The sequence below is a fragment of the Marinovum sp. genome (assembly GCF_034669705.1).
Lineage (GTDB): Bacteria > Pseudomonadota > Alphaproteobacteria > Rhodobacterales > Rhodobacteraceae > Marinovum.
In genome coordinates this window covers 59,976-83,539 of sequence record NZ_JAXMOR010000010.1, presented here as the reverse complement: position 1 = coordinate 83,539, position 23,564 = coordinate 59,976, and the positions used below count along the sequence as shown (strand labels likewise).

General features: G+C 65.3%; 22 protein-coding genes. 10 read left to right on the top strand and 12 right to left on the bottom strand.

Annotation, left to right across the window (positions count from 1 at the left end; all coding sequences use genetic code 11):
• Positions 1-15: 15 nt before the first annotated feature.
• Positions 16-492, top strand: a complete 477-nt coding sequence (locus VOI27_RS09490) for a hemerythrin domain-containing protein (RefSeq protein WP_323765093.1) — start codon at positions 16-18, stop codon at positions 490-492.
• A gap of 3 nt (positions 493-495) precedes the next feature.
• Entirely contained in the window at positions 496-933 is a 438-nt protein-coding gene (locus VOI27_RS09485) for a VOC family protein (RefSeq protein ID WP_323765092.1), read from the top strand.
• A gap of 183 nt (positions 934-1,116) precedes the next feature.
• Here the strand turns inward: VOI27_RS09485 and aspS are convergent, their stop codons facing one another.
• The 4 genes from aspS to VOI27_RS09465 all read right to left on the bottom strand — a co-directional run bounded on the left by aspS (position 1,117) and on the right by VOI27_RS09465 (position 4,354).
• Positions 1,117-3,096, bottom strand: coding sequence for an aspartate--tRNA ligase (gene aspS / locus VOI27_RS09480; protein ID WP_323765091.1), 1,980 nt, complete (start codon positions 3,094-3,096; stop codon positions 1,117-1,119).
• A 139-nt stretch (positions 3,097-3,235) separates the two neighbouring features.
• A complete protein-coding gene (locus VOI27_RS09475) occupies positions 3,236-3,550 on the bottom strand; it encodes a hypothetical protein (protein WP_323765090.1) in 315 nt (104 codons plus the stop codon).
• Positions 3,551-3,582: 32 nt separating this feature from the next.
• Positions 3,583-4,032, bottom strand: a complete 450-nt coding sequence (locus tag VOI27_RS09470) for an SRPBCC domain-containing protein (RefSeq protein WP_323765089.1) — start codon at positions 4,030-4,032, stop codon at positions 3,583-3,585.
• Positions 4,025-4,354, bottom strand: a complete 330-nt coding sequence (locus tag VOI27_RS09465; protein ID WP_323765088.1) for a metalloregulator ArsR/SmtB family transcription factor — start codon at positions 4,352-4,354, stop codon at positions 4,025-4,027. The genes VOI27_RS09470 and VOI27_RS09465 overlap by 8 nt, the downstream gene beginning before the upstream one ends.
• Before the next feature lie 208 nt (positions 4,355-4,562).
• Between VOI27_RS09465 and carB the strand changes: the two genes are divergently transcribed.
• Entirely contained in the window at positions 4,563-7,907 is a 3,345-nt protein-coding gene (gene carB, locus VOI27_RS09460; RefSeq protein ID WP_323765087.1) for a carbamoyl-phosphate synthase large subunit, read from the top strand.
• A 142-nt stretch (positions 7,908-8,049) separates the two neighbouring features.
• On the opposite strand, the gene VOI27_RS09455 is transcribed toward carB, so the two are convergent.
• From VOI27_RS09455 to VOI27_RS09445, 3 genes are all read right to left on the bottom strand, one after another.
• Positions 8,050-8,814, bottom strand: coding sequence for a MipA/OmpV family protein (locus tag VOI27_RS09455; protein ID WP_323765086.1), 765 nt, complete (start codon positions 8,812-8,814; stop codon positions 8,050-8,052).
• Positions 8,815-8,879: 65 nt separating this feature from the next.
• Positions 8,880-9,401 carry a DUF992 domain-containing protein gene (locus tag VOI27_RS09450; RefSeq protein WP_323765085.1) on the bottom strand — a complete coding sequence of 174 codons (522 nt, stop codon included), beginning with the start codon at positions 9,399-9,401 and terminating at the stop codon, positions 8,880-8,882.
• A gap of 153 nt (positions 9,402-9,554) precedes the next feature.
• Positions 9,555-10,361 carry an undecaprenyl-diphosphate phosphatase gene (locus VOI27_RS09445; RefSeq protein ID WP_323765084.1) on the bottom strand — a complete coding sequence of 269 codons (807 nt, stop codon included), beginning with the start codon at positions 10,359-10,361 and terminating at the stop codon, positions 9,555-9,557.
• A 226-nt stretch (positions 10,362-10,587) separates the two neighbouring features.
• Here VOI27_RS09445 and VOI27_RS09440 point away from each other — a divergent pair, with 226 nt between their 5' ends.
• From VOI27_RS09440 to mtgA, 4 genes are all read left to right on the top strand, one after another.
• Complete coding sequence (locus VOI27_RS09440) at positions 10,588-12,030, top strand: NAD(P)-dependent oxidoreductase (protein ID WP_323765083.1); 1,443 nt, start codon at positions 10,588-10,590, stop codon at positions 12,028-12,030.
• 5 nt (positions 12,031-12,035) lie between these two features.
• Positions 12,036-12,476 (top strand): GFA family protein, encoded by a 441-nt coding sequence (locus VOI27_RS09435; RefSeq protein WP_323765082.1) that lies wholly within the window; start codon positions 12,036-12,038, stop codon positions 12,474-12,476.
• A gap of 3 nt (positions 12,477-12,479) precedes the next feature.
• Positions 12,480-17,018, top strand: a complete 4,539-nt coding sequence (gene gltB, locus VOI27_RS09430; RefSeq protein WP_323765081.1) for a glutamate synthase large subunit — start codon at positions 12,480-12,482, stop codon at positions 17,016-17,018.
• 302 nt (positions 17,019-17,320) lie between these two features.
• A complete protein-coding gene (gene mtgA, locus VOI27_RS09425; protein ID WP_323765080.1) occupies positions 17,321-18,040 on the top strand; it encodes a monofunctional biosynthetic peptidoglycan transglycosylase in 720 nt (239 codons plus the stop codon).
• Position 18,041: 1 nt separating this feature from the next.
• Here the strand turns inward: mtgA and rnhA are convergent, their stop codons facing one another.
• The 3 genes from rnhA to ispH form a co-directional block, all read right to left on the bottom strand.
• Positions 18,042-18,494, bottom strand: a complete 453-nt coding sequence (gene rnhA / locus VOI27_RS09420) for a ribonuclease HI (RefSeq protein WP_323765079.1) — start codon at positions 18,492-18,494, stop codon at positions 18,042-18,044.
• Positions 18,495-18,605: 111 nt separating this feature from the next.
• Positions 18,606-19,220, bottom strand: a complete 615-nt coding sequence (locus VOI27_RS09415; protein ID WP_323765078.1) for a LysE family translocator — start codon at positions 19,218-19,220, stop codon at positions 18,606-18,608.
• A gap of 582 nt (positions 19,221-19,802) precedes the next feature.
• Positions 19,803-20,756, bottom strand: coding sequence for a 4-hydroxy-3-methylbut-2-enyl diphosphate reductase (gene ispH, locus VOI27_RS09410; protein ID WP_323765077.1), 954 nt, complete (start codon positions 20,754-20,756; stop codon positions 19,803-19,805).
• Between the two features lie 140 nt (positions 20,757-20,896).
• On the opposite strand from ispH, the gene VOI27_RS09405 reads away from it, so the two are divergent.
• Positions 20,897-21,361: a c-type cytochrome gene (locus VOI27_RS09405; RefSeq protein WP_416374664.1), complete on the top strand. Its 465-nt coding sequence runs from the start codon at positions 20,897-20,899 to the stop codon at positions 21,359-21,361.
• A 3-nt stretch (positions 21,362-21,364) separates the two neighbouring features.
• On the opposite strand, the gene VOI27_RS09400 is transcribed toward VOI27_RS09405, so the two are convergent.
• Entirely contained in the window at positions 21,365-21,796 is a 432-nt protein-coding gene (locus tag VOI27_RS09400; protein ID WP_323765075.1) for a YqaA family protein, read from the bottom strand.
• Positions 21,797-21,811: 15 nt separating this feature from the next.
• Positions 21,812-22,381, bottom strand: coding sequence for an NYN domain-containing protein (locus tag VOI27_RS09395; RefSeq protein ID WP_048533233.1), 570 nt, complete (start codon positions 22,379-22,381; stop codon positions 21,812-21,814).
• 150 nt (positions 22,382-22,531) lie between these two features.
• On the opposite strand from VOI27_RS09395, the gene folK reads away from it, so the two are divergent.
• Positions 22,532-23,077, top strand: a complete 546-nt coding sequence (gene folK, locus VOI27_RS09390; protein ID WP_323765074.1) for a 2-amino-4-hydroxy-6-hydroxymethyldihydropteridine diphosphokinase — start codon at positions 22,532-22,534, stop codon at positions 23,075-23,077.
• A gap of 111 nt (positions 23,078-23,188) precedes the next feature.
• Complete coding sequence (gene rpoZ, locus VOI27_RS09385) at positions 23,189-23,542, top strand: DNA-directed RNA polymerase subunit omega (protein ID WP_323765073.1); 354 nt, start codon at positions 23,189-23,191, stop codon at positions 23,540-23,542.
• Positions 23,543-23,564: the final 22 nt, after the last annotated feature.

Genomic DNA, 23,564 nt, shown 5'->3' with positions numbered 1-23,564 from the left:
CAGGAGATCCGACAGATGAGCGATATCTATTCCGCCTTGAAATCCGACCACGACCGCCACCGGGAGCTGCTCGACACGATCGAGAACACCGAGGGCGCCTCGGACAAACGCAAGGACGCCTGGGAGGAATTCTATCGCGACGTCAAGGCGCATGGCGCGGCGGAAGAGGAGACCTTCTATTCCAAGCTGATCTCCAAGACCTGGGGCCAGGACAGCGCGCGCCATTCGGTGCACGAACACCAGCAGATCGACGACCTGCTGGAAGAGTTGCGCGAGATGGAAATGAGCGAAGGTGCCTGGCTGCAGAAGTTCAAGCAGTTGCGTCACGACTACGAGCATCACATCGACGAGGAAGAGGACGAAGTGTTCTCTCGCGCCAAGGAGGTGATCCCCGAGGACGAAATCAACGGCTACGGCGAGCGGTTCCGCGACCGCAAGTCCAAGGAGCTGAAGATCATCGAGGAAAAACGCGAAGACTCCCTCGAGGATTGAGCCATGTCTGACAAGCCGCGCCTGGTGGGGGTCAATCACATCGTGCTCGAGGTCGGTGACATCGAGCATGCCATGGCCTTCTGGCACAATATCTTTGCGTTCGAGGTGCGCGGCACCGGCGACGGGCATGTATTTCTCGACCTCGGCGATCAGTTCATCGGGCTGGTCGAGGGCAAGAGCCAGCCGGCAGATGTGGAGCGCCACTTCGGCCTTGTGGTCGATGACCGCAGCCGGGTGATGGCGCTGGCCGAACAGGCCGGGGCGCAGATCATGGACACCGGCTTCATGGATTTCCGCGACCCCTGGGGCAATCGCATTCAGGTGGTGGAGTACCGCGACCTGCAGTTCTCCAAGACGCCGGCGGTGCTGCGCGGCATGGGGCTCGATCTGGACAAGACCGAAGACGCCAGGGACGAGCTGCGCAAGAAGGGGATGGGATGACGCCAGGCGCGCCGGGCATGCACCGGGGCAATAAAGACGAAAGGCCGGGACTGTGCCCGGCCTTTGTCATCTGCGGCGAAAGAAGCGGCGAAACAGCTTCCAGAGCGCCATGTATTTCAACAATCGTCTCATCTTGCGTCCTCCATGAGGAGGTAACGCCGTGATGGCCGATTGGTTTCCGGGTTATTCCTGCGGAATGACCCGCAGCCCCAGTTCCATCAGCTGGTCCGACATCGGCTCTGAGGGTGCCTGCATCATCAGGTCCTCGGCGCGCTGGTTCATCGGGAACATGATGACTTCGCGGATGTTCTCCTGCTCGGCCAAGAGCATGACGATGCGGTCGATGCCGGCGGCGCAGCCGCCGTGCGGCGGGGCGCCGTACTGGAAGGCGTTGACCAGCCCGCCGAAGCGCTTGCGCACCTCATCCTCGCCATAGCCCGCGATCTCGAAGGCCTTGAACATGATCTCGGGCTTGTGGTTCCGGATCGCGCCGGAGACCAGCTCGTAGCCGTTGCAAGCCAGGTCGTACTGGTAGCCCTTGACCTCGAGCGGATCGCCCTCGAGCGCCGCCATCCCGCCCTGCGGCATGGAAAACGGGTTGTGTTCGAAGTCGATCTTGCCGGTCTCCGCATCCTTTTCATAGATCGGGAAGTCGACGATCCAGGCAAAGGCGAAGCGGTCCTTGTCGGTCAGGCCAAGCTCCTCGCCGATCACGGTGCGGGCGCGGCCGGCGACCGCCTCGAAGGTCTTGGGTTTGCCGCCGAGAAAGAAGGCGGCATCGCCGACCTCGAGACCGAGCTGCTGGCGGATCGCCTCGGTGCGCTCGGGGCCGATGTTCTTGGCGAGCGGGCCGGCTGGCTCTACTCCGCTTTCCAAGAGCTTAGATAGAAGTTCAACTTTTTCCGAGTTGTTTTTGTCTTTGGCCTCTTCAAGCAGGGCGATTACGTCCGGCCAGTAGTTTTGCGGCAGTGCGTCCTCAAACCAGATACCCCATGCTTTGTCCTTCACCTCCGCTGCCGGAAGCTCTCGGATCTTTTTCATCCTCTCCTCAGCGTCAGACGATGAAACCTTGGAGCCCCTTTCACGCCAGAAGATATAGCCCATGCCGGGCAGGCCCTGCTCCTGGGCGAACTTGTTCATGCGGTCACAGAACTTGCGGCTGCCGCCCTTGGGCGCGGGAATGGCGCGGATTTCGGTGCCCTCCTGCTCCAAGAGCTTGGCAAAGATCGCAAAGCCGGAGCCCGCGAAATGCTCGGAGACCACCTGCATCTTGATCGGGTTGCGCAGGTCGGGCTTGTCGGTGCCATACCACAGCGCGGCGTCCTTGTAGGAGATCTGCGGCCAGTCCTGGTCGACCTTGCGGCCGCCGCCGAACTCCTCGAAGACGCCGGCCAGCACCGGCTGGATGGTGTCGAAGACATCCTGCTGGGTGACGAAGCTCATCTCCATGTCGAGCTGGTAGAAATCGGTGGGCGAGCGGTCGGCGCGCGGGTCCTCGTCGCGGAAACAGGGGGCGATCTGGAAATACTTGTCGAAGCCAGAGACCATGATCAGCTGCTTGAACTGCTGCGGCGCCTGCGGCAGGGCATAGAACTTGCCGGGGTGCAGCCGTGACGGCACCAGGAAGTCGCGCGCGCCCTCGGGCGAGGAGGCGGTGATGATCGGGGTCTGGAACTCGCGGAAATCGGCCTCCCACATCCGGCGGCGCATCGCGGCCACCACGTCCGAGCGCAGCTTCATGTTGCGCTGCATCACCTCGCGGCGCAGGTCGAGATAGCGATAGCGCAGGCGGGTTTCCTCGGGGTATTCCTGATCGCCGAAGACGATCAGCGGCAGCTCGTCGGCGCTGCCCAGCACTTCCATGTCGCGGACATAGACCTCGATCTCGCCGGTGGGCAGCTTGGGGTTGACCAGGCTCTCGTCGCGCGCCTTGACGGTGCCGTCGATGCGGATGCACCACTCGGAGCGGACCTTTTCCATCTGGCTGAACACCGGGCTGTCGCTGTCGCAGAGCACCTGGGTGATGCCATAGGTGTCGCGCAGGTCGATGAAGAGCACCCCGCCGTGATCGCGCACGCGATGGACCCAGCCGGACAGGCGGACGGTCTCGCCGACGTTGGATTTGTTCAGTTCGGCGCAGGTATGGCTGCGGTAGGGGTGCATCTGGCGGCTCCGGGGGTCATTCGAGGTTCGCGCCGATACACCTTGCCTGTGGCTGAAAGTCAAGCAAAGAGGGGCTCCTCCGCCCCGGTGGGGCGTCCTCGCGAGGAGGGCCCCCCAAGGGGCCCGAGGAGCGCCCGCCTCACATCTCCATGATCGGGGCGATCTCGATCGTGCCCTTGCCGCCCTCGAGGATCGGGCAGCCCTTGCCGAGTTCGGCGGCCTCTTCGACCGAGCCGGCCTCGACGATCGACCAGCCAGAGAGCGGATTGGCCCCGCCGCCATCCTTGAGCCCGCCGTCGGTCAGGGTCGAGGACATGCCCACCGGGTTGCCGCCTTCGACCAGCTTGTCGCCCAGCCCTTCCATCCAGGAGCCCCAGGCCGCCATTGCCTTCTTGCCCTCTTCTTCGGTCTCCGGCATGCCGCCACCGTGATAAGCAAACATGTATTTCGTCATAATGACCTCCTTTTTGATCGGTCGGGTTGAAATCAGTCGGTAAACTGCCGCTCCAGCCGCGCCAGCACCGCAGCCCAGCCGCCCGCGTGAGAGCTTGCGGTCTCGGCGTCCGGCAGGCCGGTGTGATGCAGGGTAAAGACCGTGACATCACCGGCCGGCGCGATGGTGAAGCTGACCCGGCTTTCATGCCCGCGGGCGCCCAGGGCATCATGCCAGGCCCAGGTAAAGGCCACGTGACGCGGCGGCGAAACCTCGGTCACCGCGCCGCTGACGTCGAAACGGTTGCCCTCGGCGCTGCGCATGAAGGCGTACCAGGGGCCGGGGCGGGTGAAATCGAGATCGTGGCTCTCCATGGTCCAGCCGTCATGGCCGAACCAGAGCACCATGGTCTCGGGCTGTGTGACCACCTCCCACACCCGGTCCACCGGGGCCTTGAACCGCCGCTCCAGCGTCAGTTCGGTTCTCTCGGCGATGTCACTCATTCTTCTTGGCCTCCTTGCCCAGTACCTTTTCCAGCCGGTCGAGGCTGGCCTCCCAGAACCGCCGGGCCTCATCGGCCCAGTTGGCCACCGCCAGAAGCCCCTCCGGCCGGATCGAATAGAGTCGTTGCTGCGCTCTGGCGCGACGGTTGACCAGCCCGGCCTCGCGCAGCACGCCCAGGTGTTGCGACACCGCCGGTGCCGAGATGTCGAACCCCTCGCCCAGCCGCCCGGCCGGCAATTCACCCTCGGCCAGCAACCGCTCGACCATGGCAAAGCGCACCGGGTCGGAGAGGGCGGAAAAGGTCTGCGGCAGGGCGGTCATGGTCAGCCTGTCTCTGTTCGGTGAGTCGGTACAACGGATTATCCGGCCGGCTCTTATTTAAGTAAAGCCTTAATTAAAGGCACAAGCCGGTCGTTTTGTCCGCGGAACGACCGGCTTTCGGCCTTGAACCCCGGCGGCGCATGTCTATAACCCACGACAATTTGCGCCCTGCGCCCACTCTCCCCCGCGCTGAACCCCGAGGACCGATATGCCCAAAAGAACCGATATCCAGTCGATCATGATCATTGGCGCGGGGCCGATTGTCATTGGACAGGCCTGCGAGTTCGACTACTCCGGCGCCCAGGCCTGCAAGGCGCTGCGCGAAGAGGGCTACCGGGTGATCCTGGTGAACTCCAACCCGGCGACGATCATGACCGACCCGGGACTGGCGGACGCCACCTATATCGAGCCGATCACCCCGGAGGTCGTCGCCAAGATCATCGAGAAGGAGCGCCCCGACGCGCTGTTGCCAACCATGGGCGGCCAGACCGGGCTGAACACCTCGCTGGCGCTGGAAGAGATGGGCGTGCTCGACAAGTACGGCGTCGAGATGATCGGCGCCAAGCGCGAGGCCATCGAGATGGCCGAGGACCGCAAGCTGTTCCGCGAGGCGATGGACCGGATCGGGCTCGAGAACCCCAAGGCCACCATCATCACCGCGCCGAAACGCGCCAATGGGTCTGCCGACCTGGACGCCGGGGTGCAGATGGCGCTCGACGAGCTGGAAGAGATCGGCCTGCCGGCGATCATCCGGCCTGCGTTTACGCTCGGCGGGACCGGTGGCGGCGTGGCCTATAATCGTGAGGATTACATCCACTATTGCCGCACCGGCATGGATGCCTCGCCGGTCAACCAAATCCTCGTCGACGAGTCGCTGCTCGGCTGGAAGGAATTCGAGATGGAGGTCGTCCGCGACAAGGCGGACAATGCGATCATCGTCTGCGCCATCGAGAACGTCGACCCGATGGGCGTGCATACCGGCGATTCGATCACCGTGGCGCCGGCGCTGACGCTGACCGACAAGGAATACCAGATCATGCGCAACGGCTCCATCGCCGTGCTGCGCGAGATCGGCGTCGAGACCGGCGGGTCCAACGTGCAATGGGCGGTCAACCCCGAAGACGGCCGCATGGTGGTGATCGAGATGAACCCGCGGGTGTCGCGGTCCTCGGCGCTGGCATCGAAAGCCACCGGCTTCCCGATCGCCAAGATCGCCGCCAAGTTGGCGGTGGGCTATACGCTCGACGAGTTGGACAATGACATCACCAAGGTCACGCCCGCGTCCTTCGAGCCGACCATCGACTATGTCGTCACCAAGATCCCCAAGTTCGCCTTCGAGAAGTTCCCCGGCTCCAAGCCCTACCTCACCACCGCGATGAAATCGGTGGGCGAGGCGATGGCCATCGGCCGCACCATCCACGAGTCGCTGCAAAAGGCGCTGGCCTCGATGGAATCGGGCCTCACCGGCTTTGACGAGGTCAAGATTGCCGGCGCGCCGGAGAAATCGGCGGTCATCAAGGCGATCAGCCAGCAGACCCCGGACCGGATGCGCACGATTGCCCAGGCGATGCGCCACGGTCTGTCAGACGAGGAAATCCACGCCACCACCATGTTCGACCCCTGGTTCCTTGCCCGCATCCGCGAGATCGTCGAGGCCGAGGAGCGCGTGAAGGCCGAAGGGCTTCCGAGCGATGAGGCCGGCCTGCGCCATCTCAAGATGATGGGCTTCACCGACGCGCGGCTGGCCAAGCTGACCGGCTTTTCCGAGAAGGACGTGCGCAACCGGCGGATTTCCAAGAACGTCGTCGCCGCTTTCAAGCGGATCGACACCTGCGCTGCCGAGTTCGAGGCACAGACGCCCTACATGTATTCGACCTACGAGGCCCCGATGATGGGCGAGGTGGAATGCGAGGCGCGGCCGTCGGACAAGAAGAAGGTCGTCATCCTCGGCGGCGGTCCCAACCGGATCGGGCAGGGGATCGAGTTCGACTATTGCTGCTGTCACGCCTGTTTCGCGCTGACCGACGCGGGCTACGAGACCATCATGGTCAACTGCAACCCCGAGACCGTGTCGACCGACTATGACACGAGCGACAGGCTGTACTTCGAGCCGCTGACCTTCGAGCACGTGATGGAGATCCTCCGCGTCGAGCAGGACAACGGCACCTTGCACGGTGTCATCGTCCAGTTCGGTGGGCAGACGCCGCTGAAGCTGGCCAATGCGCTGGAATCCGAGGGCATCCCGATCCTCGGCACCACGCCGGACGCCATCGACCTGGCCGAGGACCGCGAGCGCTTTCAGGCGCTGGTCAACGAGCTGGGGCTGAAGCAGCCGAAGAACGGCATCGCCTCGACCGACGCGCAGGCATTGGCGATTGCCGAGGATATCGGCTTTCCGCTGGTGATCCGCCCGTCCTACGTGCTGGGCGGCCGCGCGATGGAGATCGTCCGCGACATGGCGCATCTCGAGCGCTACATCGCCGAGGCCGTGGTGGTCTCGGGCGACAGCCCGGTGCTGCTCGACAGCTACCTGTCGGGGGCGGTGGAATTGGACGTCGACGCGCTCTGCGACGGCGAACAGGTGCACGTTGCCGGCATCATGCAGCACATCGAAGAGGCCGGCGTGCACTCGGGCGACAGCGCCTGCTCGCTGCCGCCCTATTCGCTGTCGAAAGAGGTGCTGGCCGAGATCAAGGTGCAGACCGAGGCGCTGGCCCGCGCGCTCAACGTCGTCGGGCTGATGAACATCCAGTTCGCGATCAAGGACGGCGACATCTACTTGATCGAGGTCAACCCGCGCGCCTCGCGCACGGTGCCTTTCGTCGCCAAGGCCACCGACAGCGCCATTGCCTCCATCGCCGCGCGGGTGATGGCCGGCGAAAAGCTTTCGGCCTTTCCGATGCGCCCGCCCTATCCGGAGAACGCCGATTACGACACCGTGCTGCCGCTGGCCGATCCGATGACGCTGGCCGATCCGGACATGCCGTGGTTCTCGGTCAAGGAGGCGGTGCTGCCCTTTGCCCGCTTCCCCGGCGTCGACACCATCCTCGGGCCGGAAATGCGCTCGACCGGCGAGGTCATGGGCTGGGATCGCAGCTTTGCCCGCGCCTTCCTCAAGGCGCAGATGGGCGCCGGGATGGTGCTGCCAGAGGGCGGCCCCGAGGCCGGCAAGGTGTTCTTCTCGATCAAGGACGCCGACAAGACGCCGGAGCTGGTGGAGACCGCGCAGATCCTCGACGGATTGGGCTTTTCCCTTGTCGCGACCGCGGGCACGGCAAAGTTCCTCGCCGAGCACGGGATCAAGGCGGATCTGGTCAAGAAGGTCTACGAGGGCCGGCCGAACATCGTCGACATGCTCAAGAACGGCGAGATTTCCGTGGTGATGAACACCACCGAGGGGGCGGCTGCAGTCGAGGATTCGCGCGATATCCGCTCGGTCGCGCTCTATGACAAGATCCCCTATTTCACCACGGCCGCCGCCGCCCATGCCGCGGCGCGGGCGATGCAGGCCCGCTCGGAAGGCGAGCTGGTGGTGAAGTCGCTGCAGGGGTAGGGTGCGGCGGGCGTGGCAGGTGCGGTGGGTTGCAAACCCACCCTACGCGTGCCGCGCCTCTTCATCGCCCCGTAGGGTGGGTTTTTAACCCACCGCCACCGACCGTCCCGTAGGGTGGGTTTGAAACCCACCCTCGCCAGGGTCAGAACCGCCAGTCGAACTGCCGGATCAGCGACACGCCGACGCGCACCTGATCGCGGCTGCCGGCGCGGGTGACCGGGCTGTCCTCGAAATCGTTCGTCAACCGCTCGTAGCCGAGCGAGCCTTCGATCGACCAGATGTCGGTCAGCTCGCGCCGCGCGCTGATCTCGGCACCGACGGATTTCAGTCCGCCCTCGGCAGAATAGGCGCTAAGGTTGCGGGCGGCGGCCGGCACCGAGAAATAGGTGTCGGCATATTCGTCATTGGCCAGGCTCAGCCGTGGGCCGACCCGGATCGTGGTGCGGGCATCGGGACGCAGGATGGCATCGGCGGCCAGGTCGGCCACCACGCCCTCATGGCCGTTGAACCCCTTGCGCACCGCGGCCGAGACCTCGGCGCTGTCCCAGGTGTATTTCGCCTTGAGCCCGACCTCGACGGTCCAGTCGACATCGTCCATGCCCTTCAGCTCGTCGTAATCCGACGAGTCGCGGGCGCCGACATAGCCGAAGGAGGGCGCGATGCCGAACCCGGTGGCATCGCCGCCGCCAAGTGCCATCGAGCCGAAGCCCAGAGACTGCAGGCTGCCCTGGAAGCTCGGCGTCGAGCTGTACTCGTCAGAGCCCTCATAGGCCGGCGCGTAGGCCAGACCGCCTCCGAGTTCGAAGGCGAGGTGGCGGTCCTGGGCGGCCAGGGTGGCCGGCCCGGCGGCCAGCGTGGTGGCGGCGAGGGCCGCCAGCAGCGGCCGGCGGATGTCCCGTCCTGTCATGGTGGTGTCCTTTCAAATGCAAGAGGGCCCGGTTGCCCGGGCCCGTTCACACCGATCTGCGCGGATTATTGCGCCGGTGTCAATGTCAGCGAGGCCAGCGCCAGCGCCATGTTCACGCCCGAGACGGTCTCGACGCTGACCGGCTGCAGACCGATCTGCTTGCCCGAGCCGCCGACCAGCGCATTGGCGCCAAGGCCGATGCCCAGCGACGCCCCGGCCGAAACGCCAAGGTAGGTGCCGGCCAGCGCCATGTCGCCGGGCTTGTTCTCGGCGGTGGTGAAGACGACCCAGGTCATGTAGCTTTTCTCGGTCATGCCGATGTCGAGCCCTAGCTTGTCCATCGAGCCGGCGTACATCTCTTTCGAGCCGTCACGGTGTTCGAAGGCGCAGTTGACCGCCTTGGACGAGCCGAGGATCATGCCCCAGCCACCCTCGATGGTGCAGTCGAGCATGCCGATCTGCTGGCCACCGACCTCAGAGGCCGGCTTGATCGTGGTCATCTTGTCCTCGACCGTGCCCTGGGCCAGGGCGCCGCCGGCGAGCGAGGCGGCGAAAAGGGCGGCAGTCGCGAAAGTCGAAATCTTCATTGTGATCTCCATGGCGTGCGATTGGTGCGTTTCCATCAGAGGCCACACCAGAAACCCTGCCGTCCATGTACCGCAAAGCCATGCAACAGAATAATTCAAAATAATCACGGTTGAGGTGAGAAATTCTTGTACGTACCAGCGCGCGGTGTCTGGTCAGGTAGTATAGCCCAGCCAGATCAGAAGGATGCCCAGCACGACCCGGTAGACCACATAGGGCGTGAAGCTGACCGAGCGCAGCAGCCGCATCATCAGCGCCAGCGCCAGCAGCGCCGAGACAAAGGCGAAGGCTGCGCCGATGCCGGCAAGCCGCAGCATCTCCCAGTCGGCCTCGCCCACCACCTCGGCGCCGAGCAGGGCGCCGGAGGCGAGGATCGTCGGTATCGACATCAGCATCGACAGCCGCGCCGCGTCTGAACGCGCATAGCCCAGCGCCCGCGCGCCGGTGATCACGATGCCCGAGCGCGAGGTGCCGGGGATCAGCGCCACCGCCTGCCAGAGCCCTAGGATCCAGGCGTGGCGGGTCGTCCAGTCCTCGGCGCGGCGCTCCGAACTGCCCTTCTGGTCGGCCCACCAGAGCACGAGGCCAAAGATCAGCATGGTCCAGCCGATCACCGTGACCGAGCGCAGGGCGTCATCGAGACCGGTGAGCTTGAGCAGCAGTCCCGCGATGATCACCGGCACCGTCGCGATGATCAGCAGACAGGCAAGCCGCGCCCCCGGCGTGTCGGTCCGGCCACGCATCAGGCGGGGCAGCCCGGCCAAGGCAATCCGCACGTCTGACCAGAAATAGAGGATCACCGCGCCCAGGGTGCCGACGTGCACCGCAACGTCGATCGCCTGGCCCTGGTCTGCCATGCCGGTGAGATTCGGCAGCAGGATCAGGTGGCCGGAGCTCGAAACTGGCAGGAATTCGGTGATGCCCTGAATCACGGCCACAATCAGAAGATGAAAAAGCGTCATGCGGGCTGGCCCTGCTGAAGAAACACGGCCTCTATAAACCCATAGGAAAACAGAGGGAAACGGGAATATAGGTCCGTATCGGACCGGAAATTTCTGCCTTGCGGCAAAATTTCCTGCGTGAAACCACGATTCACATGATAATAGGTCAGCACTCCTGCCTTTTCATGGCGGAAACCCTGATGTAAAAAGCGCAGCAACAGCCACCACAACCCGGAGCTCCAGCGATATGGCCAAGCAGCCCATGTTGAAATTCGTGCAGATCGAGCGCGACATGCCGGAAAAGCGCGATGCGAATGTGCGCAACAGCGATTTTGACGAAATCTATGCCGAGTTTGCCCGCGCCAAGGCCGAAGAGCAATCGTCGCGGTGCAGCCAATGCGGCGTGCCCTATTGTCAGAGCCACTGTCCGCTGCACAACAATATTCCCGACTGGCTCAACCTGACCGCGACCGGGCGGCTGAAAGAGGCCTATGAGATCTCTCAGGCCACCAATACCTTCCCCGAGATCTGCGGCCGCATCTGCCCGCAGGACCGTCTCTGCGAAGGCAACTGCGTGATCGAGCAGTCTGGCCACGGCACCGTGACCATCGGCTCGGTCGAGAAATACATCACCGACACCGCCTGGGAAAACGGCTGGGTGCTGCCCGCCAACCCGGCGCAGGAGCGCACCGAGAGCGTTGGTATCATCGGCGCCGGCCCGGGGGGCCTCGCGGCCGCCGACATGCTGCGCCGTGCCGGCATCCAGGTCACCGTCTATGACCGCTATGACCGCGCCGGCGGGCTGCTGACCTATGGCATCCCGGGCTTCAAGCTGGAAAAGCACGTGGTCATGCGCCGCAACAAGCAGCTCGAGGCCGGCGGCGTCACCTTCAAGCTGAACTGCAACGTCGGCGAGGATATCTCCTTTGAAGAGATACGCGCCGCCCATGACGCGGTGATCATCGCCACCGGGGTCTACAAGTCGCGCGACCTCAAAGGCCCCGGCTCTGGCGCCAATGGCATCGTCAAGGCGATCGACTATCTCACCGCCTCGAACCGCGCCGCCAACTTCGGCGACACGGTGCCGGAATACGAGAGCGGCGAGTTGAACGCCAAGGGCAAGAAGGTCGTCGTCATCGGCGGCGGCGACACCGCGATGGACTGTGTCCGTACCGCGATCCGCCAGGGTGCCGAGAGCGTCAAATGCCTCTATCGCCGCGACCGCACCAACATGCCGGGCTCGCAGCGCGAGGTCGCCAATGCCGAGGAAGAGGGCGTGCAGTTCGAATGGCTGACCGCGCCGCAGGGCTTTGCCGGCGATGACGTCACCGGTGTCATGGTGCAGCGCATGCGCCTGGGCCACCCCGATGCCACCGGCCGTCAGGCGCCCGAGGTGATCGAGGGCTCCGACTATGTCGAGGATGCCGATCTGGTGATCAAGGCGCTGGGGTTCGAGCCCGAAGAGCTGCCGACGCTGTGGAACGCGCCCGAGCTGTCGGTCACCCGCTGGGGCACCGTCAAGGCCGAGTTCGAGACCGGCGCGACCGATCTCGAAGGGGTCTACGCGGTGGGCGACATCGTGCGCGGCGCCAGTCTCGTCGTCTGGGCGATCCGCGACGGGCGCGACTGCGCCGCCGCGATCCTCAAGCGGCTCGACGCCAGGCTGACCTCGCCGATCGCGGCGGAGTGAGGCCGGTGCCCGCGCGTCGGACCGGCCAGTGTCTTTGCGGGGCGGTGTCCTTCACCGCCACCGTGCCGGAAACGTTCCACGTCTGCCATTGTGAGATGTGCCGCCGCTGGGCTGGCGTCGCCATGGCCGCGGTCTCGGTGAAGGCGGCCGAGATCGAGATCGAAGGGGCGGAGCATATCCGCGCCTTCCGCTCCTCTGAGTGGGCCAGCCGCTGCAGCTGCGCGGAATGCGGCAGCGCACTGTGGTATCGCTATGACGAGGGCCAGGACGGCGCCGGAGATTACGAAGTCGCACTTGGCCTGCTCGACGATGTCAGCGGGCTGGAGCTGGAAAAAGAGATTTTCTTTGACGAACACGCCGCCGGCTTCGAGCTGGGCGGAGAACATCAGCGGCTGACGAAGGCAGAGACGCTCGCCTCGTTCGGTGCCAATGTGGAAGGATCCTGAACCATGACAAAATATGATGCCGAATGGGTGCGCGCCGAGGAAGCCAAGCGCAAGTGGATGGAAGACAACGGCATGTTCCGCGAAGAGCATGAGCATTCCTCCTGCGGCGTGGGCCTCGTGGTGGCGCAGGATGGCAAGCCGTCGCGCAAGGTTGTCGAGAACGGCATCAACGCGCTCAAGGCGATCTGGCACCGCGGTGCTGTCGACGCCGACGGCATGACCGGCGATGGCGCCGGCATCCACGTGCAGATCCCGGTGCCGTTCTTCTATGACCAGGTCCGCCGCACTGGCCACGAGCCGCGCGAAAACCAGCTGCTGGCGGTGGGCCAGGTGTTCCTGCCGCGCACCGATTTCGGCGGTCAGGAGATCTGCCGGACCATCGTCGAGACCGAAGTCCTGCGCATGGGCTACTACATCTATGGCTGGCGCCACGTGCCGGTTGATATCTCGGTGCTGGGCGAAAAGGCCAATGCCACCCGCCCCGAGATCGAGCAGATCCTGATTTCCAACTCCAAGGGCGTCGACGAGGAGCAGTTCGAACGCGAGCTCTATGTCATCCGCCGCCGCATCGAGAAGGCCGCCGCCGCGGCCGGCGTGGCGCAGCTCTACCTCGCCTCGCTGTCGTGCCGGTCGATCATCTACAAGGGCATGATGCTGGCCGAGCAGGTCGCCGAGTTCTATCCCGACCTCAAGGACGCGCGCTTCGAATCCGCCTTTGCGATCTATCACCAGCGCTATTCCACCAACACCTTTCCGCAGTGGTGGCTGGCGCAGCCGTTCCGCATGCTGGCGCATAACGGCGAGATCAACACGCTCAAGGGCAACCTGAACTGGATGCGCAGCCACGAGATCCGCATGGCCTCGGCGACCTTTGGCGACTTTGCCGATGACATCAAGCCGATCGTGGCACAGGGCTCGTCTGACTCGGCGGCGCTGGATGCGGTGTTCGAGGTGCTGGTGCGCGCCGGCCGCGACGCACCGATGGCCAAGACCATGCTGGTGCCGGAGTCCTGGTCCAAGCAGGCGGTGGAACTGCCGCAGGCCTGGCGCGACATGTACTCCTATTGCAACTCCGTCATGGAGCCGTGGGACGGCCCCGCGGCGCTGGCGATGACCGACGGCCGCTGGGTCTGTGCCGGTCTCGACCGCAACGGTCTGCGCCCGATGCGCTATGTGGTCACCGGCGACGGGCTGGTGATCGCCGGTTCAGAGGCCGGCATGGTGCCGGTAGACGAGGCCACCGTGGTGGAAAAGGGCGCGCTTGGCCCGGGGCAGCTGCTGGCCGTCGACATGAAAGAGGGCAAGCTCTACCACGACACCGAGATCAAGGACAAAATGGCCAATGCGCGGCCCTTCGGCGAATGGGTCGGCAAGATCAGCGAGCTCGACGACGCGCTGTCGCAGGTCACCGAAACGGCGCTGCATGAGGGCGACGACCTGCGCAAGCGCCAGATCGCGGCCGGCTACAGCATCGAAGAGCTCGAGCAGGTGCTGGCGCCGATGGCCGAGGACGGCAAGGAAATGATCGCCTCGATGGGCGACGACACGCCGTCGGCGGTGCTCTCGACCAAGTACCGCCCGCTGAGCCACTACTTCCGCCAGAACTTCAGCCAGGTGACCAACCCGCCGATCGACAGCCTGCGTGAATACCGGGTGATGAGCCTCAAGACGCGGTTCGGCAACCTCAAGAACGTGCTCGAGGAATCCTCGGCCCAGACCGAGATCCTGGTGGTCGACAGCCCGTTTGTCGGCAATGCGCAGTTCGAAGAGCTGAAGACGCATTTCAACGCCGACATGGTGAGCATCGACTGTACCTTCCCGGTCAATGGCGGCGACGGTGCCCTGCGTGTCGGGCTCGAGCGCATCCGCGCCGAGGCCGAAGATGCGGTGCGCTCGGGCGCGGGCCATCTGGTGCTGACCGACGAGGGGCTCGGCCCCGACCGGATCGGCATGCCGATGATCCTGGCCACAAGCGCGGTGCACAGCCATCTGACGCGCAAGGGTCTGCGGACCTTCTGCTCGCTCAACGTGCGCTCTGCGGAATGCATCGATCCGCATTACTTCGCGGTGCTGATCGGCTCGGGCGCGACCATCGTCAACGCCTATCTCGCCGAGGACAGCCTTGCCGACCGCATCGGCCGCGGCCTGCTCGATGGCACGCTGACCGAGAATGTGGCGCGCTACCGCAATGCCGTCGACCAGGGCCTGCTCAAGATCATGTCCAAGATGGGCATCTCGGTGCTGTCGTCCTATCGCGGCGGTCTCAACTTCGAGGCGGTGGGCCTGTCGCGCGCGATGTGTGCCGAATATTTCCCCGGCATGCTGAGCCGGATCTCCGGCATCGGCGTCTCCGGCATCCAGAAAAAGCTCGAGGCGGTCCACGCCCTGGCCTTCAAGCAGGGCCGTGACGTGCTGCCGATCGGCGGTTTCTACAAGGCGCGCAAATCCGGCGAGACCCATGCCTGGGGCGCGCAGACCATGCACATGATGCAGATGGCCTGCAACACCGCGTCCTACGGGCTGTGGAAGAAGTACAGCCAGGCGATGCAGTCGAACCCGCCGATCCACCTGCGCGACCTGCTGGCGATCAAGCCGCTGGGCGAGGCGATCGCGGTGGAAGAGGTGGAAAGCGTCACTGCGATCCGCAAGCGCTTCGTCACCCCCGGCATGTCGCTCGGCGCGCTCAGCCCCGAGGCGCACAAGACGCTGAACGTGGCGATGAACCGCATCGGCGCGCGCTCCGACAGTGGTGAGGGCGGCGAGGATCCGGCGCATTTCGTGCCCGAGCCCAACGGCGACAACCCCTCGGCCAAGATCAAGCAGGTGGCCTCTGGCCGCTTCGGCGTCACCGCGGAATACCTCAACCAGTGCGAAGAGCTCGAGATCAAGGTGGCGCAGGGTGCCAAGCCCGGCGAGGGCGGCCAGCTGCCCGGCATGAAGGTCACCGACCTGATCGCGCGGTTGCGGCATTCGACCAAGGGCGTGACGCTGATCTCGCCGCCGCCGCACCACGACATCTATTCGATCGAGGATCTGGCGCAGCTGATTTACGACCTCAAGCAGATCAACCCGCGCTGCAAGGTGACGGTCAAGCTGGTGGCCTCTTCCGGCGTCGGCACGATTGCCGCCGGCGTGGCCAAGGCCAAGGCCGACGTGATCCTGATCTCGGGCCACAATGGCGGCACCGGGGCCTCGCCCGCGACCTCGATCAAATACGCCGGCCTGCCGTGGGAGATGGGCCTGACCGAGGCGCATCAGGTGCTGGCAATGAACAACCTGCGCTCGCGCATCACCCTGCGCACCGACGGCGGGCTGCGCACCGGGCGTGACATCGTCATGGCGGCGATGATGGGGGCCGAGGAATACGGCATCGGTACCGCCGCGCTGATCGCCATGGGCTGCATCATGGTGCGCCAGTGCCAGTCGAACACCTGCCCGGTGGGCGTCTGCACCCAGGACGAAAGCCTGCGCGCCAAGTTCTCCGGCAACGCCGACAAGGTGGTCAACCTGATCACCTTCTACGCCCAGGAAGTGCGCGAGGTTCTGGCTTCTATCGGTGCCACCTCGCTTGACGAGGTGATCGGCCGGGCCGACCTTTTGACCCAGGTCTCGCGCGGTTCAGACCATCTCGACGATCTCGACCTCAACCCGCTGCTGATCACCGTCGATGGCGCGCATGCGATCAAGTACGACCGCAACAAGCCGCGCAACGCGGTGCCGGACACGCTCGATGCGGAAATCGTGCGCGATGCGCAGCGCTTCCTCGAGGATGGCGAGAAGATGCAGCTGCAATACGCGGTGCAGAACACCCACCGCACCGTCGGCACGCGGACCTCGAGCCATATCGTCAAGAACTTCGGCATGCGCAACGTGCTGCAGCCCGATCACCTGACGGTCAAGCTGCAGGGGTCGGCCGGCCAGTCGCTGGGCGCCTTTGCGGCGCCGGGACTCAAGCTCGAGGTCTCGGGCGATGCCAATGACTATGTCGGCAAGGGCCTGTCGGGCGGCACCATCGTGGTGCGGCCGCCGATGGTCAGCCCGCTGACCGCGCGCGACAACACGATCATCGGCAATACCGTGCTCTATGGGGCCACCGACGGCTATCTTTTTGCCGCCGGCCGCGCGGGCGAGCGGTTCGCGGTGCGCAACTCGGGTGCGAAGGTGGTGATCGAGGGCTGTGGCTCGAATGGCTGTGAATACATGACCGGCGGTGTCGCGGTGATCCTCGGGTCGGTCGGCGCCAACTTCGGGGCCGGGATGACCGGTGGTATGGCCTATATCTACGACCCCAAGGGCGCCACCGACAAGCTGATCAACATGGAGACGCTGACCGTCAACCCGGTGAGCGTGGAGCACTGGGAAGCGCAGCTGCGTGGCTTGATCGAGCGCCATCTGCAAGAGACCGGCAGCCGCGCCGCGGCCGACATCCTGCAGCACTGGGAGGCCGAGAAGGGCAACTTCGTCCAGGTCTGTCCGCTGGAGATGCTCGACAAGCTGCCGCATCCGCTGACCGTGGAAGAGGCGGCGGTGCCGGCGGAATAAGCGGCTCCGTCAGAGATCAAGAGACGCGCGCCGGGGGAGACCCCGGCGCGCTATTTCGTTTGGACCTGCCTTGCGCAGGCCGATCAGGCTTGGGGATCTGTGCGCCGTCCATCGGACTCGCACCGATGGCGCTGAGATTGCCGTCCATCGGGCTTGCCCGAGGGCGCCAGCATGACCGTCCATCGGGCTTGCACCGATGGCGCTACGATAGCCGTCCGCCTGAGGTTTAGTGCGCAAGATGAAGGCGCAGGGGGGAGATTGTTGGCCTAGGATTGCGTTTGATCCGGGGGTAATGTGCGCGCATGGCAGGCAAGGCAAAATCAAAACAACCGGCGGCGAAACGCGCGCCCTTTCGTCCGCACCGCTGGATCCGGCGCTGGGTGCTGCGGACGATCTCGGTGGCCTTCCTGATCATGGCTTTCGCGGTGATCCTGTTCTCGGTCTTCAACCCGCCGAAGACGCTCTATATGCGGCAGGAAAGCGCCCGGCTGGGCGGCATCGACCATGTCTGGGTGCCGATGGATCATATCGCGCCGGTGATGGCGCGCGCGGCGGTGGCGGCCGAGGATGCCAACTTCTGCCAGCATTGGGGGTTCGATGTCGCCGCGATCAAGGCGGCGATGGCCGAGGGCGGCACCCGCGGCGCCTCGACGATCAGCCAGCAGGTGGTGAAGAACGTCTATCTCTGGCACGGCCGCAACTGGGCGCGCAAGCTGCTCGAGGCGGCGATCACGCCGCTGGTCGAGGCGGTCTGGTCAAAGCGCCGCATTCTCGAGGTCTATCTCAACGTCGCCGAGTTTGACGAGGGGGTCTTTGGCGTCGAGGCGGCGGCACGGCATTACTTCGGGGTCGGACCCGGCCAGCTGACGCCGACCCAGGCGGCGCGGCTGGCCATGGTGCTGCCCAACCCCAAGGAGCGTTCGGCCAGCAAGCCCACGGCCGGGCTGCGCAAGCGCTCGGCCTCGATCCTCGACGGGGCGGCGACGATCGAACGCGACGGGCGCGCCGCCTGCTTCCAGTAGCTCAGCTCTTGAACGGCGCCATGCCGGCGCGCGCCAACTCGTCGGCGCGTTCGTTCTCGGGGTGGCCGGCGTGGCCCTTGACCCATTCCCAGGTCACGTCGTGGCGCGCCTGCGCCTCGTCCAGCCGCTGCCAGAGCTCGACGTTCTTGACCGGCTTCTTGGCGGCGGTCTTCCAGCCGTTGCGTTTCCAGCCGTGGATCCAGCCGGTGACGCCGTTTTTGACATAGGCGCTGTCGGTGACGACGGTGATCTTCGACGCCCGCTCCAGTGCCTCGAGCGCGTGGATCGCCGCCAGAAGTTCCATGCGGTTGTTGGTGGTGCGCGCCTCGCCGCCCTTGAGCTCGCGCTCCTTGACGACCGTGCTGCCCTCCTTGGCCTGCATCAGCGCACCCCAGCCGCCGGGGCCGGGATTGCCGGAACAGGCGCCGTCGGTATAGGCGAAAAGCTCGGTCATCTGGCACTCCTTGGCTGTGGTCTGACGCCAGATGACAAAGCCGGCGGCAGGTTGCAAGGGCGATGCGCGCATTCGCGCCCGAGACGGCGGCGGCGACCGGTGCGAAGGGTGTCAGGCGCGGTCGAGCGCCAGCCGTCCGGCGAGCAGTGTGAAGACCCCGGCGAAGCTGCGGTTGAGCCAGGCCATGGTGCGCCGGGAGCCAAGGATCAGCCGGCGGGCGGCGGCGGCAAAGGCGCCGTAGAGCGCGAAGACTACGAAGGTGAGCGCCATGAAGACACCGCCGAGCAGAGCAATCTCGGCGGTTGCCGTGGCCGGATTGCCTGACAGGAACGGCGGCAGCAGCGCGAGGAAGAAGATCGAGAGCTTGGGGTTGAGCGTGTTGATCAGCACCCCCCGCAGGGCAATGTGGGGTCCGCTCTCGACGCTGTCGCTGGCGCGGACCTGCAGCGCGCCACCGGATTTCAGCGACTGCCAGGCGAGCCAGAGCAGGTAGGCGACACCGGCGTATTTCACCAGATTGAACAGCAGGGCGGAACTGTGCAGCAGCGCCGCCAACCCCAGCGCCGCCGCCAGCAGTGCCGGCAGGATGCCGAACGTACAGCCCAGCGCCGCCCAGAGCGCGGCCCGGCGGCCTTGTCCGAGACCGAGCGCCACGGTGTAGATCACCCCGGTCCCGGGGGCGAGCACGACGACGAGGGCGGTGAGCAGGAATTGCGGGCTGAGCATGGCGGGTCTCGCGGTTTGGTCGCACGAGGGTGCCCGATGGCGGGCGGGCTGTCAAAGGCCGGATGCCTTGGGGGCGCGCGCAACGGGGCGCGGCCTTATCACGGTCGAAGCTCTTCAGGGGGCTGGCGTCAAGGTTGATCCCTGTCAGGGCCGAAATCGTTAAGGTTAACCGGCGTTAAGGTTAGTCGCTGTTAAGGGTGAGCTTCGAATGGGATGCCCGGCGCTGGGGGGACCGGCGCTGAGGGGGGACCGGCGACAGCGAGCGCTGATGTTAACTCCAACCTCGGTAAGATTAACCGGGATTAGGGTTGATGCCGGTGACCCTTATCGCCCATGGGCCTGGCGGCAACACCAGATGGAGGGGGTGGCGACCGGCCGGTGGCGGCAAAGCTGGCCGCGAGAGGAACAATGGAGTGCAAGGTGCCCCGCGGGAGGCGCAACGCAGACGCGGCCGGCCACGGGAGTACCTCTGAGGTGCCGGGGCCGCCACGGGACTATTCAAAGGGTCCGCGGCCGGCGACGGGAGTGGCAAACGGCTTCGCTCGCCGCGCCACCGTCTGACGCCGCCATCCCCCGGCGGTCTCAGGCCGGCTGGCGCAGCACGCGGGGCACCTTGAACTCGACGTTCTCGCGGGCGGTTTCGACCTGCTCGACGGTGACGTCATAGCGCGCGCTGAAGGCGTCGATCACCTCGTTCACCAGCACTTCCGGAGCCGAGGCACCGGCGGTGATGCCGACCGAGCGGATGCCGTCCAGCGCCCGCCAGTCGATGTCGGTGGCGCGCTGGACCAGCTGCGAATAGCCACAGCCGGCACGGCGGCCGACCTCGACCAGCCGGCGCGAGTTCGAAGAGTTGGGCGCGCCCACCACCAGCATGGCGTCGCAGCGTGCCGCCATCGCCTTGACCGCCTCCTGGCGGTTGGTGGTGGCATAGCAGATGTCTTCCTTGTGCGGGCCGACGATGGCCGGAAACCGCGCCTTGAGCGCTGCGACAATCTCGGCGGTGTCATCCACCGACAGGGTGGTCTGGGTGACGAAGGCGATCCGCCCGGGGTCGCGCACCGCCACTTCGGCCACGTCGGCGACGGTCTCGACCAGCAGCACCTCGCCCTCTGGCAGCTGGCCCATGGTGCCCACGGTCTCGGGATGGCCGGCGTGGCCGATCATGATCATTTGCAAGCCGTTCTCGAAATGGCGCTGGGCCTCGATATGGACCTTAGACACCAGCGGGCAGGTGGCATCGACAAAGACCATCTCGCGCGCCGCGGCCGCCTGCGGCACCGATTTCGGCACGCCATGGGCCGAGAAGATCACCGGCCGGTCATCGGGGCACTCCTCGAGCTCCTCGACAAAGACCGCGCCCTTGGCCTTGAGGTCGTCGACCACAAACTTGTTGTGCACGATCTCGTGGCGGACAAACACCGGCGCACCCCACTTCTCCAGCGCCATCTCGACGATCTTGATCGCCCGGTCGACGCCTGCGCAAAAGCCGCGCGGCGCGGCGAGATAGAGCGTAAGCTGGGGCAAGGCGGTCATGGCGGTCTCCGGGACTGTTGCGGTCGAGGTAATGGTTCCGGCGGCCTGCGTCCAGTGGCGGCGAAGATCACGCGGCGGTGATTTGACCTTCCGGCGCAGGAAGCCCCGAGGCGGGGCACAAAGATGGAGAGACAGGCATGATGAAACCGGGCATTCCCCTCGCGCTGACCCTGGCACTGGCCGCCGCGCCGCTCGCCGGCGCCGACCGACCCGAGGATGCGGCAGGGCTGTTTCCCTATTGGGACAGCGCCGCCGTCGCGCAGGGCGCGGCGCTCTATGCCGAAAACTGCGCCGCCTGCCATGGCGCGGCGCTCGAAGGCGAAGAGGACTGGCGCGATCGCCGCGACGACGGCGGTTATCGCGCGCCGCCGCATGACGAGACCGGCCACACCTGGCATCACTCCGATGCCCAGCTCTTTGCCATCACCAAACAGGGCACCGAGGCGGTGACCGGCGGTGCGATTGTGTCCGACATGCAGGGCTTCGGCGATCTGCTGAGCGACGATGAGATCCGGGCGGTGCTGGCCTTCATCAAGGCGCAATGGCCCGAGGAGATCATCGCCAGGCACAACGACCTCAACCGCCGCGTCGAGGCGCAGCAATAGCGCTCAGATCTGCGCCGTGGCCCAGGCCAGCACGATGTAGCGGCCGGTCTTGGCAAGGGTGACCAGCAGCAGGAACAGCCAGAACCGGGTGCGCAGCACCCCGGCGACGACGGTGACGCCATCGCCGAAGGGCGCCCAGCTGAGCAGCAGGGTCCAGTAGCCCCATTTGGCGTACCAGCGCTCGGCCCGCGCCATCACGTGGCGCGACACCGGAAACCAGCGCCGGTCCTCGTATTGCGCGGCGAAACGGCCGATCAGGTAATTGACGCAGGAGCCCAGCACGTTGCCAAGGCTGGCCCAGAACAGCAGCAGGCCCAGCGGCGCGGTTTCGCGCAGCTGCATGCCGACAAAGACAACTTCCGACTGGAACGGCAACAGGGTTGCCGCCCCGAAGGCCGCTGCGAACAGCGTGATCAGTGAGGCCAGTTCGCTCAAGCCCGAGCGCCGGTGTCAGCCGGCGGCGGCCGAGGCGGTGCGGTCTTCCTGGTGTTCGCGCGGCGGCCGTCCGATCACCTCGCGCAGGCCGTCGAGCTCGATGAAATTATCGGCCTGACGGCGCAGCTCATCGGCGATCATCGGCGGCTGGCTGCGAATGGTCGACACCACCGAGACCCGCACGCCCTGACGCTGGAGGCTCTCCACCAGCGGCCGGAAATCCCCATCCCCGGAGAACAGAACGATGTGATCCACACGCGGCGCCAGTTCCATGGCATCGACGGTCAGTTCGATGTCCATGTTGCCCTTCACTTTTCGGCGACCCTGGCTGTCGGTGTATTCCTTGGCCGGCTTGGTCACCATGGTAAAGCCATTGTAATGTAGCCAGTCGACAAGCGGGCGGATCGGTGAGTACTCTTCGTTCTCGAGCAGGGCCGTGTAATAGAACGCCCGCAAAAGCTTGCCGCGTCGCACGAACTCCTGTCGGAGAAGCTTGTAGTCGATGTCAAATCCCAGCGCCTTTGCCGCCGCATAGAGATTGGATCCATCGATGAACAGCGCAAGCCGTTCGTCCTTGTAAAACATTAATTGCCCTTCCAATAAATGGCCCAGGCCCGCTCCGTGAGTGAAAATTTGCGGCTGAGCTGCACAATAGGGTAGTGGAAAAGTCCCGCCCCGCAAGGCTTACTTGAAGGAAAAACAGTCATCGCGCACAATCATAGCGGGAAAGTTGCATTGATTGCGTTGGGTGCGAACCTGCCGCTCCCCGAAAAAACGCCGCTCGAGACGCTTCAGGCTGCGATAATTAGCCTTCAGGAGCGCGGTCTCGTGATTCGCATGGTCTCTCGATTTTATGAAACGCCCTGTTTTCCGCAAGGGGCGGGGCCCGATTATGTCAACGCTGCGCTCTGCGCGCAGTGGGACGGGCCGCCGGAGGCGCTGCTGGCGCTTTTGCACGCGGTCGAGGCCGGATTCTCGCGCACCCGAGGGGTCCGCTGGGGGATGCGGACCCTCGATCTCGATCTGATCGGACTGGGCGACGCGGTGCTGCCCGACCGCGAGACCTGGGCCGCATGGCGCCGCCTGCCGCTTGACGAGCAGATGCAACTGGCGCCCGACCGGCTGATCCTGCCGCATCCGCGGCTCGAGGATCGCGGCTTCGTGCTGGTGCCGCTGGCGGATGTGGCACCGGAGTGGCGTCACCCGGTCACCGGCGCCAGCGTGGCGGAGATGTGTGCCGCCCTGCCAGAGGCGGCGCGCGCCGAGGTCAAACCCCTGTGAACGCCTGTGAAGCCTGTCCGCCCCGATGCGCCAAAAAACCTGCTTGTCAAGCGTTTTGATCCGCTTTAAGACCTGACCTTTCTGACAGAACTCGCCAGACGGAGATTCCCCATGGCCCGCGTGACGGTCGAAGATTGCGTTGACAAAGTCCCCAACCGGTTCGAGCTGGTGATGCTGGCCGCCCATCGGGCGCGCGAGATCTCCTCTGGAGCCGCGATTACCGTGGATCGTGACAACGACAAAAACCCGGTTGTCTCGCTGCGCGAGATCGCCGAGGAAACCCAGAGCGCCGACGAGCTGCGCGAGCGGATGATCGAAAGCAACCAGACCCAGATCGAGGTCGACGAGCCGGAAGAGGACGCCATGGCGCTTCTGATGGGTTCCGAACCCGACAAGCCGCAGGACGACGACATGTCCGAAGAGAAGCTGCTCCGCGCGCTGATGGAGGCACAGGGCCAGGGGTAACCCTGGTCTGCGGTGACAAGGG